Consider the following 15,832-nt stretch of genomic DNA (forward strand, 5'->3'; position numbering starts at 1 on the left):
CGCCGTCTCACGAGTGCGCCACTCCCAGCGCGGGGGCGGACGGAGCGGACCGGGGGACCGCGTCGACATCCTTCATCCATTTTGCGGGATGGCTGAGATACGCACGCTACCCTTCCGCCCCACGTCGCGTACACCGACGGTCCTGTTGCGCCGTTCACCGGGCCACGAGCCGGTGCCCCGGACAGTCACCCCACAGGCCCTATACAAGCGGTAATGGCACTACCCACAGCCTTATCGGGGCACTATGACGACGTGGCAGCCGCGAAGACACCCCCGGGCGCCACCGGGACCGGTGGGTCGAAAGGGGTCAAGGGAAGCAGCCGACTGAACGGACCGGGCCGTCTGGGCGGCTCCCTCCGTGCGGTCGGCCGTGCCCTGCACTTCCCCGTGACCGGCACCGCCCGCGGCATCCGCAAGGCGACCCACGCGCACGGCGCCGGCGAGTCCGGCCTCGGCAAGCTGATCGAACTGCACGGCGTGAACGGCGCCGGCGATGTCATGATCACCGTCGCCCTCGCCTCCACCGTCTTCTTCTCCGTGCCCACCGACGAGGCCCGCGGCCGCGTCGCCCTGTACCTCGCCATCACCATGGCGCCCTTCACCCTCCTCGCGCCCGTGATCGGCCCCCTCCTCGACCGGGTCCCGCACGGCCGCCGCGCCGCGATGGCCGGCGCGATGCTGGCCCGGGCGCTGCTCGCGATCGTCCTGTCCGGCGCGGTCGTCAGCGGCGGCCTGGAGCTGTACCCGGCCGCGCTCGGCGTCCTCGTCTCGTCGAAGGCGTACGGCGTGGTCAGAAGCGCCGTGGTGCCCCGGCTGCTGCCACCGCGCTTTTCCCTGGTGAAGGCCAACTCGCGCGTCACCCTCGGCGGTCTCCTCGCCACCGGGATCGCCGCGCCCATCGGCGCCGGACTCCAGCAGATCGGGCCGCGCTACCCCCTGTACGGCGCCTTCGTGCTGTTCGTGGCCGGGACGATCCTGTCGTTCACGCTGCCGCCGAAGGTCGACTCCGCCAAGGGCGAGGACCGCGCCCTGCTGGCGGCGGACGAGCAGCACCTGCACGGCCCGCACCGGCAGCCGGTCAAGCGCCCCGGGCTGCGCACGGTCGGCCCGGCCGTCACCCACGCGCTGGCCGCCAACGCCGCCATCCGCTGCCTGACCGGGTTCCTGATCTTCTTCCTGGCGTTCCTGCTGCGCGAGCACCCGATCTCCGGCCAGAGCGCCGCGGTGTCGCTGGGGATAGTGGGCGTCTCGGCGGGCGTGGGCAACGCGCTCGGGACGGCCGTCGGGGCGTGGCTGCGCTCCCGGGCGCCGGAGATCATCATCGTGACGGTCGTGGCCTGCGTGGCGGGCGCGGCGATCACGGCCGCGGTGTTCTTCGGCGCGATCCTGGTGGCCGGCCTGGCCGCGATCGCCGGGTTCGCCCAGGCCCTGGCCAAGCTCTCCCTGGACGCGCTGATCCAGCGGGACGTGCCCGAACTGGTCCGGACGTCGGCCTTCGCGCGCTCCGAGACCCTGCTCCAGATGTCCTGGGTGCTGGGCGGGGCGGTCGGCATCGTGATGCCGCTGAACGGCACGGCCGGGCTGGCGGTGGGCGCCGCGATCGTCGGCACCGGGTGGCTGACGACCGTCCGGGGGCTGCTCGGCTCGGCCCGGCGCGGGAGCCCGGGGCGGGCGCGGGTGGCGTAGGGCCCTTCTGATGGAACTGTGCGGGAGCCGTACCCCGCGTGGGCGGTGCGGCGGGCGGGCCCGATAGCCTTCGCCCATGAACACGCTGCAATCCGTTGTGCGACGCCGCCGCGCCGTCGCCGTCGCCGGCGTCGTATCCGCCGGACTGCTCGTCCTGTCGGCCTGTGACAAGCCGACGCCGATGGCCACGGTCACCGTGGGCAGCGACTCGGTGAACTCCGAGGCCACCTGCGGTGGCGAGGGTGACGCCCTGAAGCAGTCCGATCTCGCCGGGTGCCTGAAGGACAAGGGCATCAAGAGCATCTCCGTCGACCCCGACGAGACGGTGCGCTTCGGTGTCGACCCCGAGATCGCCGACAAGGGCTGGACGATCCTGATGAACGGTCAGCCGCTGACCGACTCCAGCAAGAAGACCTACCGCACGATCCCGGGCAGCGTGTTCTTCAACGCCCAGTACGGCGCGCAGGGCAACTCGACGCTCGTCTCCATCAAGGAGGGCGACAAGGACGCGTCGGGCCTCTGGAACTTCAAGCTCAAGAAGGACGCCTGATCGCTGCCGCTGGGCTCGGCCGGGTCCTCGTGGCCACTGCTGTCCCTGTGGAGCGGGACGCGGTGGCCAGGGCTTGCCCCGGTGACAGCGGCATCGAGGTGATCGCCGTCGGTGTCGGGCCCGCTCTGGCGGCTGCCTCCACCGCCTCCGCGCTCACCGCCGCCGCCCTGCGGGGCGAGCCCTACCGTCTCGTCGTGTCCGCCGGGATCGGGGGCGGGTTCCAGCCCGCGGCGCCGGTGGGGTCGCTGGTGGTCGCCGACGGGATCGTCGCGGCCGATCTGGGGGCGGAGACCGAGGACGGGTTCGTGCCGGTCACCGAGCTCGGTTTCGGGACCGTCAGGCATCAGCCGCCCGCGGATCTCGTACGGCGGGCCGCCGACGCCGCCGGGGCCCGGGCCGGGGCCGTGCTCACGGTGTCGACCGTCACCGGGACGGCCGCCCGGGCCGCCGCGCTGCGGGAGCGGCACCCCACCGCCCTCGCCGAGGCCATGGAGGGCTTCGGGGTCGCCGAGGCCGCCGCCGCGCAGGGGGTGCCCGTGCTGGAGATCCGGGCGATCTCCAATCCCGTCGGGCCGCGGGACCGCGCCGCCTGGCGCATCCCGGAGGCTCTGGCAGCCTTGACCGAGGGGTTCGGGAAGCTCACGCCCGTACTGGAGAGTTGGAACCGGCATGACAGTTGAGCAGCTGCAGATCGCCTACTCGCCCTGCCCTAACGACACCTTCGTCTTCGACGCCCTGGCCCATGACCGCCTGCCGGGCGCCCCCGCCCTCGACGTGACCTTCGCCGACATCGACGTCACCAACGGCATGGCCGAGCGCGGCGAGTTCGACGTGCTGAAGGTGTCGTACGCGGTGCTGCCCTACGTCCTCGACGACTACGCCCTGCTGCCCTGCGGGGGCGCGCTGGGGCGGGGCTGCGGGCCGCTGGTGCTGACGCGGGAGGCGGACACCGACCTCACGGGCCGGACCGTCGCCGTGCCGAGCGAGAAGTCGACCGCGTATCTGCTGTTCCGGCTGTGGGCCGCGGACACCCTGGCCGACGGGGTGGGCGAGATCGTCGTCATGCCGTTCCACGAGATCATGCCGGCCGTGCGGGACGGCAAGGTCGACGCGGGCCTCGTCATCCACGAGGCGCGCTTCACGTACCGCAACTACGGGCTGCACAAGCTCGCCGACATGGGCGAGCACTGGGAGCACACCACCGGGCTGCCGATCCCGCTGGGCGCGATCATCGCCAAGCGGTCGCTGGGCGAGCAGAAGCTGCGGCTGCTCGCCGACTCCATCCGCACGTCCGTGCGCGCCGCCTGGGACGACCCCGAGGTGTCCCGGCCGTACGTCATGGAGCACGCCCAGGAGATGGACCCGGCCGTCGCCGACCAGCACATCGGGCTGTACGTCAACGAGTTCACCGCGGAACTGGGCGAGGACGGCTACGCGGCCGTGCGCGGGCTGCTCACCCGCGCGGCGGCCGAAGGGCTCGTACCGCCCCTCGGCCCGGACGCGCTGCGTTTTCCCTGAGGCTTTCAGACGTCCAGCTGGTCGGCGACCGCGCGCAGCAGGCCGGCGATCTTCTTGCCTGCGGTCTTCTCGGGGTAGCGGCCCCGCTCCAGCATCGGCGTGATGTTCTCCAGGAGCGTCGTCAGGTCCTGGACGATCGAGGCCAGCTCGTCGGGCTTCTTGCGGGTCGCGGCGGCGACGGACGGGGTCGGGTCCAGGATCGCCAGGGACAGTGCCTGGTCGCCGCGCTGTCCGGCGACGACGCCGAACTCCACGCGCTGACCGGGCTTGAGCGTGTCGACTCCGGCGGGGAGGACGGAGGAATGGACGAAGACGTCACCGCCGTCGTCGCGGGAGAGAAAGCCGAAGCCCTTCTCGCTGTTGAACCACTTGACCTTGCCGGTAGGCACGTCTGTCCTCGTCCTCGTACTCGTCGGAAAACTGCTTCTGGAAACGGCTCTTGATAGCACTCGGGCGGGTCGTACGGACCCGCCGGTACCCAGGCTAATGCTCTTGCAGCCGGTGACAAGACGTCACCCGGTTGTTCCTTCGCGCTGGGAACTACCCTGGTCGGGTGCGTGACAAAACCCAAACGAATTCCGCCGCTCCCGGTGACCGCCTGGTCCGTGCCGGAGCCGTCGTCTTCTTCATCGGCGCCCTGGCCACACTGGTCACGGTCGCCCCGTTGTTCCTCGGGACGTCGCCCTTTCCGACGTACATGTTCGGATTGAGCATGCTCATGGCGGTCGGATTCCTGATGGCCGGCGCGGGAGTGCTGCGTTCCGTGGCGGCGGGACGCCGTCAGGCGCGCGCGGGACGGTAGTCCGAAAGCCACCGCGGGAATTCCGTCAGATCGGTGAGGACGACGTCCGCGCCCGCCGCGCGCAGTTCCTCCGCAGGGCAGGGGCCGGTGGCCACCGCGACCGAGAGCGCCCCGGCGGTGCGGGCGCCGCGCACGTCCCCGACGTGGTCGCCGACGTAGACGCCCGCGTCGTGCTCGCGCAGCGCCTCCGCCTTCTGCTCGGCCCACAGGTCGCCGATGACCGCGTCGGGCTCGATGCGCAGGTGGGCGAGGTGCAGTTTGGCGTTGGGCTCGTACTTGGCGGTGACGACTATCGCGCGTCCGCCGGCTTCCCGTACGGCCGCGATGGCCTCGCGGGCGCCGGTCATCGCCGGGGTCGCGGTGATGGCGATGGCCGGGTACATCTCCCGGTACAGGTCGGCCATGGCCGCGATGTCCTCGGCCGGGAACCAGTTGATCAGCTCCTCCGCCAGCGGCGGCCCGAGCCGCGTGACCGCCAGGTCGGCGTCGATGTACGTCCCCGTCCGCTCGGACAGCGCCTGGTAGCAGGCGCGGATGCCGGGCCGGGAGTCGATGAGGGTCATGTCGAGGTCGAAGCCGACGGTGAGTGCCATATGGGCCATTGTGCCCAGGCGGTGTGAACGGCAGACGTCCGGCCGTGGCGGGCTAGCGCGAGCGCTGTGAACGCCACACCAGGAACAGGGCCGACGCGATCGCAGCGCCCCGCACCACCCAGGGCCAGGTCTCGGCCACCGCGGCGTTCATGTGCCCCTCGGCGATGGGGTCGCCCCAGCGGCCGTTCATCCGGCCCCACAGCCACACCAGGCCCCCGGCCACGGAGAGGCCCGGCAGGACCACGACCGCCCACTTCGTCTCGGCCTGGGTCAGGCGGCGGGACGCGTAGGCGATGAGCCAGCCGAGCAGGAGGACGAACCAGTTGCCGAGCACGGCCCCGGCGACGAGCAGGCCCGCGGCGACCAGCAGGAGCGGGTTGCTCCAGTTCCCGGCGGGAAGGCGCGGAAGACGGCTGCGGCCCTCTTTCCCGGCCACCTCCGCCGCCTCGACGACCGGCTCCGCCTCCTCGGCGTGCGGCTTCTCCTTCACCGCCTTCCGCGGCGCCGGGGGCTTCAGCAGTTCCGGCAGTTCCACGCCGCCCACGAAGCCCGGCACCTCGTCGCCCACGCCGAAGGGGCTGCTGTCCACCCGCCACCAGTCCGGCTGGACCGCACTGTCACCCAGCTCGTGCCCGGCGGCCAGATGCGGCGGGGCCGGGCCGTCGGAGGGCGCGGGCTGCGGCTCCTCGGCGGACCGCCCCGGGCGGGGACGCGGTACGACGCGGCGCATGACGCCCTTCGCCCGCTCCTGCGGTTCGGCCTCACGCTGCACGGGGACGGAGGCGGGAGCGGCGCCGTACGGCTCACCGGCCGTGCCGCCCGCCGCTGCGGTCACGATGTCGTCGGGACTGCCCAGCCGGGACAGGATGCGGCGGACGGCCGCGGGCGAGTCGACGGTGGCCTTCGCACGGCGTTTGTCGATCTCGTTGCGCAGGTCCGCGACCAGTCGCATACGGGTGGCCGACGACAACTGCCGCTGCTGGGCCACGTCGCCGACGCGGCTCAGATACTCGTAAACGACCTGGTCGCTCTCAATCCCCACGAAGTCCCCTCCGGGGCGGGTGCGTTGCGTGACGCCGTCGCACGACGGTACCGCGAGGACCGGCGGGGCGGCCAAAAGCCCGTCCCGCGTTCGGGGGGCGAGGCCGCTCACAGTCGGCCCGGCCGCCGTGGGCGACCCGCTACCGTGGACCGGATGAGCACCGAGGACAGGCCCCCGGCCCCCCGCTCCCTCGCGGAAGCGCTCCGCGCGCGGGGCGACGCCGCGCTGGGCGCGCTCCTGCGCAGCCGCCCGGATCTCATCACGCCCGTCCCCACCGACCTCACCCAGCTCGCGACCCGCGCCGGCACCCGCGCCTCGGTCGTGCGGGCCCTGGAGCGGCTGGACCGGTTCGCGCTGCAGACGGCGCAGGCGCTGGCCGTGGCGGCGGACCCGGCGACCTACGGCGAACTGCTCGGGCTCATGGCCGGGGACGACGCCGACCCGGCCGTCGTCGCGGCCCTGCCGCACGCCCTCGGCCTGCTGCGCGAGCAGGCCCTGGTGTGGGGCGACGACGACCGGCTGCGGCTGGTCCGCACGGCGCGTGAGCTGCTGGCCCCCTCGCCGCAGCACCCCTCACCGACCGGGCTCGGCCCGACCGTGCAGGAGGGCACCGCCGGGATGTCACCGGGCCGGATCCAGGAGATCGTCACGGCCGCCGGACTGGCCTCGACGCACGACTCCGTCTCCGCGGTGACCGCCCTGGCCGGACTGTTCACGGACCGGGCCCGGATGACCGCGCTGCTGGCCGACGCCACTGCCGACTCACTCGACGTGCTGGAACGCCTGGTGTGGGGACCGCCGTACGGGCAGGTCACGCACGATCCGGCGCCCCGGCTGCGCTGGCTGCTGGACCGCGGCCTGCTGCTGCCGACGGCGCCCGGGACGGTCGTCCTGCCGCGCGAGGTGGCCCTGCACCTGCGGCGGGGCCTGGCGCACCGCGCGCCCGAGCCCGTGCCGCCGGTCGTGGAGGCGGCCGCCGTCCATCGTCCACAGGTTGTGGACAGTGCCGCGGCCGGGCAGGCGTACACCGCGCTCGCGACCGTCGAGGAGCTGCTGAAGGACTGGGACGAGGGCGGGCCGGCGGTGCTGCGGGCCGGTGGGCTGAGCGTGCGGGACCTCAAGCGGACCGCGGTCGCCCTGGACGTGCCCGAGCCGGCCGCCGCGTTCTGGGTGGAGCTGGCGTACGCGGCGGGCCTGATCGCCTCGGACGGCGAGGCCGACGAGCGGTACGCGGCGACCCCGGCGTATGACGAGTGGCTGGAGCAGCCGCCCGCCGAGCGCTGGTCGCGGCTGGTCACGGCCTGGCTCGCGGCCACCCGCACGGCGGGTCTGGTGGGCGGGCGGGACGCCAAGGACCGTACGTTGTCGGCCCTCGGGCCGGGCCTGGACCGCTCGGCGGCGCCCGAGGTACGGCACCGGGTGCTGGCGCTGCTGGCCGGGCTGCCGGAGGGCGCCGCTCCGGTCGCCGGGACGGTGCTGGCCCGGCTGCGCTGGGAGCGGCCCCTGCGCGGCGACCGGCGCGAGGACGACCTGCGCGGCCGGCTCGCCGAGTGGGCCCTGTCCGAGGCGGAGCTGCTGGGTGTCACGGGCCGGGGCGCGCTGTCGGCCCAGGGCCGGGCGCTGCTGGGCGCGCCCGCGGCTCCCGCGCCGGGCCCGGAGGGGGAGCCCTCCGGGCCGGGGGACAAGCTGCCCGTCCACCACCATCACCGCCCCGCCCCGCTCGCTCCCCTCTCCCCCGCCGAGCAGGCCGTCGCCTCGGCCGCCGCGGCCCGGCTGCTCGCGCCGCTGCTGCCCGAGCCGCTGGACCACGTGCTGCTCCAGGCCGACCTGACGGCCGTGGCGCCCGGGCCCCTGCAACGGCCGCTCGCGGACATGCTGGGGGTGCTGGCGGACGTCGAGTCCAAGGGCGGGGCGACCGTCTACCGGTTCACGCCCGGCTCGGTGCGGCGGGCGCTGGACGCCGGGCAGGCCGCCTCCGACCTGCACGCCTTCCTCGCCGCGCACTCCCGCACGCCGGTGCCGCAGCCGCTGGCGTACCTGATCGACGACGTGGCCCGCCGGCACGGCCATCTGCGCGTCGGCGCGGCCTCGGCCTACGTGCGCTGCGACGACGACGCGGTGCTCAGCGAGATCCTCGCCGACAAGCGGGCCGCCGGCCTCGGGCTGCGCCGGCTCGCCCCGACCGTGCTGGCCGCGCAGGCCGACCCGGCGGGGCTGCTGGAAGGCCTGCGGGCGATGGGGTTCGCGCCGGCCGCCGAGTCCGCCGAGGGCGACGTGCTGATCACCCGCGCCCTCGCCCACCGCACCCCGCCGCGCACCGCGCCCGAGCCGGTGCCGGACGGCCCGCCGGTCCCCGACGACACCCTCCTGGCGGCCGCGCTGCGCGCCATCCGGGCCGGCGACCTCGCCTCCACCACCCCGCGCAAGCCCGGCACGGCCCCGGCGGGCAACGGCGAGCTGCCCCGCACCGGCGCCGCCGAGACCCTGGCCACCATGCAGGCCGCCGTCCTCACCGGCGAGGCCCTGTGGATCGGCTACGTCAACGCCGAGGGGGCCGCCAGCCAGCGGGTCATCGCGCCGGTCCGCGTCGAGGGCGGCTTCGTCACGGCGTACGACCACACCGCGGACGAGGTCCGCACGTATCCGCTGCACCGGATCACCGGGGTCGCGGAGCTCGCCGACGACGCGGGCTGACGGCGGCTCGGCCCGCGTCACCCGTTCGGGTGCAGGCGGGCGTTCATGCACGCCACGCCGGGGATGTCCCACGCTCGGGCGACCTTCCCGGGCGTGCCGCATCACGCCGGGTGCGCGGGGGCAGCCACCGGGTGTCCTGTGAGCTCCGCCGAAAGGAAGTCCTCCGCATGCGCGTTGTCCGTCGCGTCGCCGCCGTCCTCGCCACCGCCGCCCTGATGACGTTCGGGGGGCTCGCCACCCCGGCCTCCGCGGTGAGCATCGATGTCGCCGGCCTCGTCCTGGAGACACCGCAGATCTGATCCGCCCCGCGTACCCGTCGGGCCGGGCCGGGCGCTCCGGACCGGCCCGCGCTGCGGTGTCCCGTCCCTCAGTCCTGGAAAGGCCCTGCCGTCCTCATGCGTGAGAACCTTCCCGCCGTCGCCGTCTGTGCCGCCGCGATCGTGGGGGTGCTCGCGCCCTCCGCCGCCGCGGCCGCTCCGCCGCCCCTGCCGCTGCCGGTCACCGCGGTGGAGCCGCTGGTCACCGAGGGGGTCTCCATCGAAGGCCCGCTCGTCCAGAACGTCAGTCTGCCCACGCTGTAGCAGCGCGGCGCGTCCGGTAGCTGTCGCCGTCCAGCCGCACGATCTCGGCGTGATGGGCGAGACGGTCCGTCAGCGCCGGGGCGGACGGGCCGAAGACCTCGTCCCAGCGGCCGAGCGGGCGGTCGCTGGTCACGATCAGCGAGGCCCGCTCGTAGCGATGCGAGACGAGCTGGAAGAACAGGCCCGCGCTCGCCGCGTCGAGGGGCGTGTAGCCGACCTCGTCGACGATCAGGAGGGGGTGATCGTCGAGAGCGGCCAGCTCCGCGTCGAGCCGGCCGGCGGCCCGGGCGCCTGCGAGCCGGGCGGCCCACTCGGCGGCGGTCGCGAACAACACCCGGTGCCCGGCCTGACAGGCCCGCATGCCCAGGGCGACGGCCAGGTGGGTCTTGCCGGTGCCGGGCGGCCCGACGAAGACCACGTTCCGCCGGGCGTCGACGAAGTCCGCCTTGCCGAGCCGCGCGAGGACGTCCCGGTCCAAGCCGCGGGGATGCTGCTGGTCGAACTCCTCCAGCACCTTGCGCGCCGGGAACCCGGCGGCATGGATCCGGGCTTCGGCGTCGGTGTCGGGGGCGGGTTGCGGGGGGATGGCGGCGGCCCGGTGCCTCTCGGATTCCGGTTCCGTGTGCTGCCGGCTTCCGTGGTCGGGGGCCTGCGCGGGCGCGGCCGGCGCGCGGTCGGTGTGGGCGCGGTCGGTGTGGGCGACCATCGGGCCCGACATGTAGGCGAGGATCGCGGCCGAGGCGATGAACGCCATGTGGATCACCGTCCCCCACAGCAGGGCGTGCCGGGAGGTGTGGTGGACGTCCACGAACATCTGGAGCAGGTGCACGGAGGAGATGCCCACGATCGCCGTGGCGAGCTTGACCTTCAGCACGTTGGAGTTGACGTGCGAGAGCCATTCCGGCTGGTCACGGTGGCCCTGGAGGCCGATGCGCGAGACGAACGTCTCGTAGCCGCCGACGATCACCATGATCAGCAGGTTGGCGATCATGACGACGTCGACCAGCTTGAGCACCGCGAGCATCACGTACGTCTCGGTGGCGTGCCCGCTCACGCACATCAGGATTAAGGTCCAGAGCTCCTTGAAGAACTTGTAGACGTAGACGCCCTGGGCCGCCACCAGCCCGAAGTACAGCGGGGCCTGGAGCCAGCGGGTGGCGAACAGAGCGTATCCGAGGGTGGTGGTCGTCGGGTTCTGCACCTGCGCCATTCTTCGGGGCCGCACCGGAAAAACTGAATTCACACCACACGTTGGGATGAATAGGCATTCAGTACGACCGGGCGCGCAGATCACACCACCTGACGCGGTCGATCAGGCACACTGGACGTTTGGCCGAGGCATCGCGCTGTCGAGCCGTCCGAGCCCTCCGGCCACAGAAAGGGTGCCGCGTGAATGGTCCGCTGATCGTCCAGTCAGACAAGACCCTGCTCCTGGAAGTCGACCACGAGCAGGCCGACGACTGCCGCCGGGCCATCGCCCCGTTCGCCGAACTGGAGCGGGCGCCGGAGCACATCCACACCTACCGCGTGACCCCGCTGGGCCTGTGGAACGCGCGGGCGGCGGGGCATGACGCCGAGCAGGTCGTGGACGCGCTCGTGCAGTACAGCCGCTACCCGGTGCCGCACGCGCTGCTCGTGGACATCGCCGAGACGATGGACCGCTACGGCCGTCTCACCCTGTCCAAACACCCGGCGCACGGGCTGGTGCTGACCACGACCGACCGCCCGGTGCTGGAGGAGATCCTGCGGTCGAAGCGGATCACGCCGCTGGTCGGCGCCCGTATCGACCCGGACACGGTCGTCGTGCACCCCTCCGAGCGCGGGCAGATCAAGCAGACGCTGCTGAAGCTGGGCTGGCCCGCCGAGGACCTCGCCGGGTACGTCGACGGCGAGGCGCACCAGATCGAGCTGGCCGAGGACGGCTGGGCGCTCCGGCCGTACCAGAAGCAGGCCGTCGAGAACTTCTGGCACGGCGGCTCGGGCGTCGTCGTCCTGCCCTGCGGCGCCGGGAAGACGCTGGTCGGGGCCGGGTCGATGGCGCAGGCGAAGTCGACCACCCTCATTCTCGTCACGAACACCGTCTCGGCCCGGCAGTGGAAGCACGAGCTGGTGAAGCGGACGTCGCTCACCGAGGACGAGATCGGCGAGTACAGCGGGACGAAGAAGGAGATCCGGCCCGTCACGATCGCCACGTACCAGGTGCTGACGACCCGGCGGAAGGGCGTCTACCCGCACCTGGAGCTGTTCGACTCGCGGGACTGGGGGCTGATCGTCTACGACGAGGTGCACCTGCTGCCCGCGCCGGTCTTCAAGTTCACCGCCGACCTCCAGGCGCGGCGGCGGCTCGGCCTGACCGCCACCCTGGTCCGCGAGGACGGCCGCGAGTCGGACGTGTTCTCCCTGATCGGCCCCAAGCGGTTCGACGCGCCGTGGAAGGAGATCGAGGCACAGGGCTACATCGCGCCCGCCGACTGCGTCGAGGTCCGGGTCAATCTGACCGACTCCGAGCGGCTCGCGTACGCCACGGCCGAGACGGAGGAGAAGTACCGCTTCTGCGCGACGACCGCGACGAAGCGGAAGGTGACCGAGGCGATCGTGCGGAAGTTCGCCGGGCAGCAGATCCTCGTCATCGGGCAGTACATCGACCAGCTCGACGAGCTCGGGGAGCATCTGGGCGCGCCCGTGATCAAGGGTGAGACGTCGAACGCGCAGCGGGAGAAGCTCTTCGACGCCTTCCGCGAGGGCGAGATCAGCGTGCTCGTGGTGTCCAAGGTCGCGAACTTCTCGATCGACCTGCCGGAGGCGACGGTCGCCATCCAGGTCTCGGGCACCTTCGGCTCCCGGCAGGAGGAGGCCCAGCGCCTTGGCCGGGTCCTGCGCCCCAAGTCCGACGGCCACCAGGCTCACTTCTACTCCGTGGTCGCCCGGGACACCATCGACCAGGACTTCGCGGCCCATCGCCAGCGCTTCCTGGCGGAGCAGGGCTACGCGTACCGGATCATGGACGCGGACGAGCTGCTGGCGGAGAGCTGACGGGCCGGTCCGCTCACTTGCGGCGGACGACGCCGACTTCCTCTCCGTACTGACCGAGGACGACCACGTCGAAGGCGGCGCCCGCGAAGACCTTGACGGCGCGCAGGGCATCGCCGAGGCGGTGGCGGTGACTGCCGACCACGGCGGTGGCGCCGGGCGGGCGGCCCGGTGCCGGGGCGGGGGAGATGGTTGCTGCGCTCATGTCTCCATGGTGCGTTTTCGCCCGTAAAGCCTGCGTCGGTCTCTGGACCGAACTGTGCGGTGCTCCGCGTACGCCCGTGGACCGACCCGGCCCCCTCAGGGAGGAGGGCCCTGTCCCCTAGGGGATGAGGGAAGAGAGGGGGAAGAGAAGAAGAGGGAGAGAAGAAGAGGAGGGGCGGAGAAAAACCGTTCGCGGTCGGCGCCCCGCTCCTCTAGGATCTCCGCTCTTGCCCGCCTCCCTCACGGAGTGCCGCCGACCGGACGGAAACCGGCCGGCATCTCACCACCCACTCTTCAGCAGGTCCCTCCGGAGGCACCCCCTTGTCCACGCCCGTCGACGACCCGCTCGCGCGTGAGCGCTCCCACCTCTCCGCGTCCCGTTCCGCCCTGCGCGCCATGCGCGAGGGCGTCGAGGCCCTCGACATCAGCGACGTCACCGCGAACTGGGTCAACGCCGAGGCGCTGGCCCACCAGATCGAGGAGCGCATCAAGGCACTGGCCGACCTCAGCGGCACCCCGCTGTTCTTCGGCCGGCTCGACTACCTGCACGCGCCGGGCGCGGAAGCGGCGGAGGGCGCGGAGGGGGAGCGTTTCTACATCGGTCGCCGCCATGTACACGACCACGACGGCGACCCCATGGTCATCGACTGGCGCGCGCCGGTCTCGCAGCCGTTCTACCGGGCCTCCAAGAAGGACCCGATGGACATCGCGCTGCGCCGCCGCTTCGGCTACACGGGCGGCGACCTCACGGCGTACGAGGACGAGCACCTGTCGGACCCGGCGGAGGCGGCCCGAACCAGCAAGCTCCTCCAGCGGGAGATCGAGCGGCCGCGCGTCGGCCCGATGCGGGACATCGTCGCGACGATCCAGCCCGAGCAGGACGAGATCGTCCGGTCCGGCCTCTCCGGCACGGTGTGCGTGCAGGGCGGCCCGGGCACCGGGAAGACCGCCGTCGGCCTGCACCGGGTCGCCTACCTCCTCTACGCCCACCGTGAGCGGCTCGCCCGTACCGGCACGCTGGTCATCGGCCCGAACCGGTCCTTCCTGCACTACATCGAGCAAGTCCTGCCCGCGCTGGGCGAGCTGGCCGTCCAGCAGGCCACCGTCGACGACCTCGTCGCCCACGTCGAGATCAAGGGCACGGACGACGCGACGGCCGCCGTCGTCAAGGGCGACGCCCGGCTGGCGCGGGTGCTGCGCAGGGCGCTCTACTCGCACGTCACGATGCCCACCGAGCCGGTCGTGGTCGTGCGCGGCTCCCGCCGCTGGCGGGTCCCGGCCTACGAACTGGAGGAGCTCGTCCGCGAGTTGCTCGACCGCGACATCCGCTACGGCGCTGCCCGCGAGGCCCTGCCGCAGCGCATCGCGCACGCCGTGCTGGTGCAGATGGAACGGTCGGGTGAGGCGCCGGACGACCGGGTGCAGGACGCGGTCGCCCGCAACAGCGCGGTCAAGGCGGCGGTGAAGGCGGTCTGGCCGGCGGTCGACCCGGCGAAGCTGGTGCTGCGGCTGCTGTCGGACGCGGAGTTCCTCGCCGTGCACGCCGAGGGGATCCTCGACGAGGACGAGCAGAAGGCGATCCTCTGGGCGAAGCCGGCTCGCAGTGTGAAGTCGGCCAAGTGGTCGACGGCGGACGCCGTCCTGATCGACGAGGCCACCGACCTGATCCAGCGCACGCACTCCCTCGGCCACGTCGTCCTCGACGAGGCGCAGGACCTCTCCCCCATGCAGTACCGGGCGGTCGGCCGCCGCTGCACCACCGGCAGCGCCACCGTCCTCGGCGACCTGGCGCAGGGCACGACGCCCTGGGCGACCCGGAGCTGGCAGGAGGCACTGGCACACCTCGGCAAGCATGACGCCCTGGTGGAGGAACTGACGGCCGGTTTCCGTGTCCCGACGGACGTCATCACCTACGCCTCCCGGCTGCTCCCGCACATCGCCCCGGGGCTCACCCCGGTGGTGTCGATCCGCGAGAACCCGGGCCACTTCGAGGTCCGGCCGGTCTCCGGCTCCAAGGACGTGGTCGAGGCCTGCCGCGAGTCGCTGCGCCACGAGGGCTCGACGGGCCTGATCGCGGCGGACGCCCGCGTGCCCGAACTGGCCGAGGCCTTGACGGAGGCCGGCATCCCCTATCTCGGCCCCGGCGAGGAGACCACCCAGGACACCCGCCTGACCCTGGTCCCGGCGTCCCTGGCGAAGGGCCTGGAGTACGACTACGTGGTCCTGGACGACCCCCGGGCAGTCGTCGACGGCGAGCCGGACGAACGAACGGGCCTACGCCGCCTGTACGTGGCCCTGACGAGGGCGGTATCGGGCCTGACGGTGACCCACATGGCCCCGCTGCCGGACCAGCTGGCTTAGCCGCGCCACGCGCCCCGTGGACGCGGCCGATGAGTTCGGGCGGCGGCAGGAGTCTGATGCAGGACATCCGTTCTCTGGAGGCCGCCCCATGGCTGAACCACACGTTCTGGAAACCCGGGAAGCTCTGGAAAGGGCGATCCGAGTCGAGCGGTCCGCGCTCGCTCAAGACCTCGTCGGGCTCAGCGATGCTCAGTGGGCGAAAGCATCACTGTGCGAACGCTGGACCGTCGAGGAGGTCGTAGCCCATCTCACGGCGGGGGCGAGCACGAGGATGTGGCGGTGGCTGCTGAGCATGGTGGCCGCTCGGTTCGACTCCGGTCTGCACAACGACCGACGACTCGCACAGCACCGTGGCGCCACACCTGAAGAGACCTTGCGGCGCTTTCGCGAAGTCGTCGACGGGCCTGCCGGGCCGAGCGGACATACTGCGGCCTGGCTGGGCGAAATCGTCGTCCACAGCGAGGACATCCGTCGGCCGTTGGGGCTCGTGAGGACGCCCCCCGTGGCCACGACGACCGCCGTGGCCCGGTTCTTCGCCGGTCGCGATTTCACCGTCTCCAGCAACACTGCCATCGCGGGCTTGCGGGTCGAGGCCACTGATGGACCGTTCAGCACCGGCTCCGGGGATCTGCTCCGGGGGCCGACCCTCTCACTGGTGATGGGCATGGCAGGCCGTGCAGCGGCCTGTGAGGACCTTGAGGGGGACGGTGTGGCCGTCCTGCGCGCCCGCCTGCGCTCGGGTTGAGGAGCGAACTGAGGGCGGCCCGGGTG

Annotated in this window: 16 protein-coding genes; 11 read left to right on the forward strand and 5 right to left on the reverse strand. The window is 72.7% G+C overall.

The window, feature by feature from the left end:
• Nucleotides 1–252: 252 nt before the first annotated feature.
• The 4 genes from OO68_RS29490 to OO68_RS29505 all read left to right on the forward strand — a co-directional run bounded on the left by OO68_RS29490 (nucleotide 253) and on the right by OO68_RS29505 (nucleotide 3,754).
• Nucleotides 253–1,686: an MFS transporter gene (locus OO68_RS29490; protein WP_033312228.1), complete on the forward strand. Its 1,434-nt coding sequence runs from the start codon at nucleotides 253–255 to the stop codon at nucleotides 1,684–1,686.
• 76 nt (nucleotides 1,687–1,762) lie between these two features.
• A complete protein-coding gene (locus tag OO68_RS29495) occupies nucleotides 1,763–2,236 on the forward strand; it encodes a hypothetical protein (protein ID WP_033312229.1) in 474 nt (157 codons plus the stop codon).
• Nucleotides 2,206–2,916 (forward strand): futalosine hydrolase, encoded by a 711-nt coding sequence (locus OO68_RS29500; protein WP_078625540.1) that lies wholly within the window; start codon nucleotides 2,206–2,208, stop codon nucleotides 2,914–2,916. Before OO68_RS29495 ends, OO68_RS29500 begins: the two co-directional genes overlap by 31 nt.
• Nucleotides 2,906–3,754: a 1,4-dihydroxy-6-naphtoate synthase gene (locus tag OO68_RS29505; RefSeq protein WP_033312230.1), complete on the forward strand. Its 849-nt coding sequence runs from the start codon at nucleotides 2,906–2,908 to the stop codon at nucleotides 3,752–3,754. Before OO68_RS29500 ends, OO68_RS29505 begins: the two co-directional genes overlap by 11 nt.
• 5 nt (nucleotides 3,755–3,759) lie before the next feature.
• Here OO68_RS29505 and OO68_RS48340 read toward each other — a convergent pair whose 3' ends face one another.
• Nucleotides 3,760–4,143, reverse strand: a complete 384-nt coding sequence (locus OO68_RS48340) for a cold-shock protein (RefSeq protein ID WP_033312231.1) — start codon at nucleotides 4,141–4,143, stop codon at nucleotides 3,760–3,762.
• A 164-nt stretch (nucleotides 4,144–4,307) separates the two neighbouring features.
• Here OO68_RS48340 and OO68_RS29515 point away from each other — a divergent pair, with 164 nt between their 5' ends.
• The gene (locus tag OO68_RS29515) at nucleotides 4,308–4,556 is read left to right on the forward strand and encodes a hypothetical protein (RefSeq protein ID WP_033312232.1); all 249 of its coding nucleotides are present in this window, start codon (nucleotides 4,308–4,310) and stop codon (nucleotides 4,554–4,556) included.
• Here the strand turns inward: OO68_RS29515 and OO68_RS29520 are convergent.
• Nucleotides 4,535–5,158: an HAD family hydrolase gene (locus OO68_RS29520; RefSeq protein ID WP_033312233.1), complete on the reverse strand. Its 624-nt coding sequence runs from the start codon at nucleotides 5,156–5,158 to the stop codon at nucleotides 4,535–4,537. The two genes, OO68_RS29515 and OO68_RS29520, sit on opposite strands and share 22 nt — an antisense overlap.
• Before the next feature lie 43 nt (nucleotides 5,159–5,201).
• Nucleotides 5,202–6,191: a hypothetical protein gene (locus tag OO68_RS29525; protein ID WP_033312403.1), complete on the reverse strand. Its 990-nt coding sequence runs from the start codon at nucleotides 6,189–6,191 to the stop codon at nucleotides 5,202–5,204.
• A gap of 153 nt (nucleotides 6,192–6,344) precedes the next feature.
• Here OO68_RS29525 and OO68_RS29530 point away from each other — a divergent pair, with 153 nt between their 5' ends.
• From OO68_RS29530 to OO68_RS29535, 3 genes are all read left to right on the forward strand, one after another.
• The gene (locus OO68_RS29530) at nucleotides 6,345–8,885 is read left to right on the forward strand and encodes a helicase C-terminal domain-containing protein (RefSeq protein ID WP_033312234.1); all 2,541 of its coding nucleotides are present in this window, start codon (nucleotides 6,345–6,347) and stop codon (nucleotides 8,883–8,885) included.
• A 167-nt stretch (nucleotides 8,886–9,052) separates the two neighbouring features.
• On the forward strand, nucleotides 9,053–9,184 hold the full coding sequence (locus OO68_RS48345) for a hypothetical protein (RefSeq protein ID WP_257784341.1): 132 nt from the start codon (nucleotides 9,053–9,055) through the stop codon (nucleotides 9,182–9,184).
• Nucleotides 9,185–9,280: 96 nt separating this feature from the next.
• Nucleotides 9,281–9,466, forward strand: a complete 186-nt coding sequence (locus OO68_RS29535; RefSeq protein ID WP_033312235.1) for a hypothetical protein — start codon at nucleotides 9,281–9,283, stop codon at nucleotides 9,464–9,466.
• On the opposite strand, the gene istB is transcribed toward OO68_RS29535, so the two are convergent.
• Entirely contained in the window at nucleotides 9,447–10,667 is a 1,221-nt protein-coding gene (istB, locus tag OO68_RS29540) for an IS21-like element helper ATPase IstB (protein WP_245237211.1), read from the reverse strand. The genes OO68_RS29535 and istB overlap by 20 nt on opposite strands.
• A gap of 188 nt (nucleotides 10,668–10,855) precedes the next feature.
• On the opposite strand from istB, the gene OO68_RS29545 reads away from it, so the two are divergent.
• A complete protein-coding gene (locus OO68_RS29545; RefSeq protein WP_033312237.1) occupies nucleotides 10,856–12,499 on the forward strand; it encodes a DNA repair helicase XPB in 1,644 nt (547 codons plus the stop codon).
• 13 nt (nucleotides 12,500–12,512) lie between these two features.
• Here the strand turns inward: OO68_RS29545 and OO68_RS29550 are convergent, their stop codons facing one another.
• Complete coding sequence (locus OO68_RS29550; RefSeq protein ID WP_033312238.1) at nucleotides 12,513–12,701, reverse strand: hypothetical protein; 189 nt, start codon at nucleotides 12,699–12,701, stop codon at nucleotides 12,513–12,515.
• Nucleotides 12,702–13,021: 320 nt separating this feature from the next.
• Between OO68_RS29550 and OO68_RS29555 the strand changes: the two genes are divergently transcribed.
• Together OO68_RS29555 and OO68_RS29560 are read left to right on the forward strand one after the other, a co-directional pair.
• Entirely contained in the window at nucleotides 13,022–15,061 is a 2,040-nt protein-coding gene (locus OO68_RS29555; protein ID WP_033312239.1) for a HelD family protein, read from the forward strand.
• Nucleotides 15,062–15,149: 88 nt separating this feature from the next.
• Nucleotides 15,150–15,806 (forward strand): maleylpyruvate isomerase family mycothiol-dependent enzyme, encoded by a 657-nt coding sequence (locus tag OO68_RS29560; RefSeq protein ID WP_033312240.1) that lies wholly within the window; start codon nucleotides 15,150–15,152, stop codon nucleotides 15,804–15,806.
• Nucleotides 15,807–15,832: the final 26 nt, after the last annotated feature.

Origin of the sequence: Streptomyces iakyrus, assembly GCF_000717055.1 — a bacterium.
Taxonomy (GTDB): domain Bacteria; phylum Actinomycetota; class Actinomycetes; order Streptomycetales; family Streptomycetaceae; genus Streptomyces; species Streptomyces iakyrus.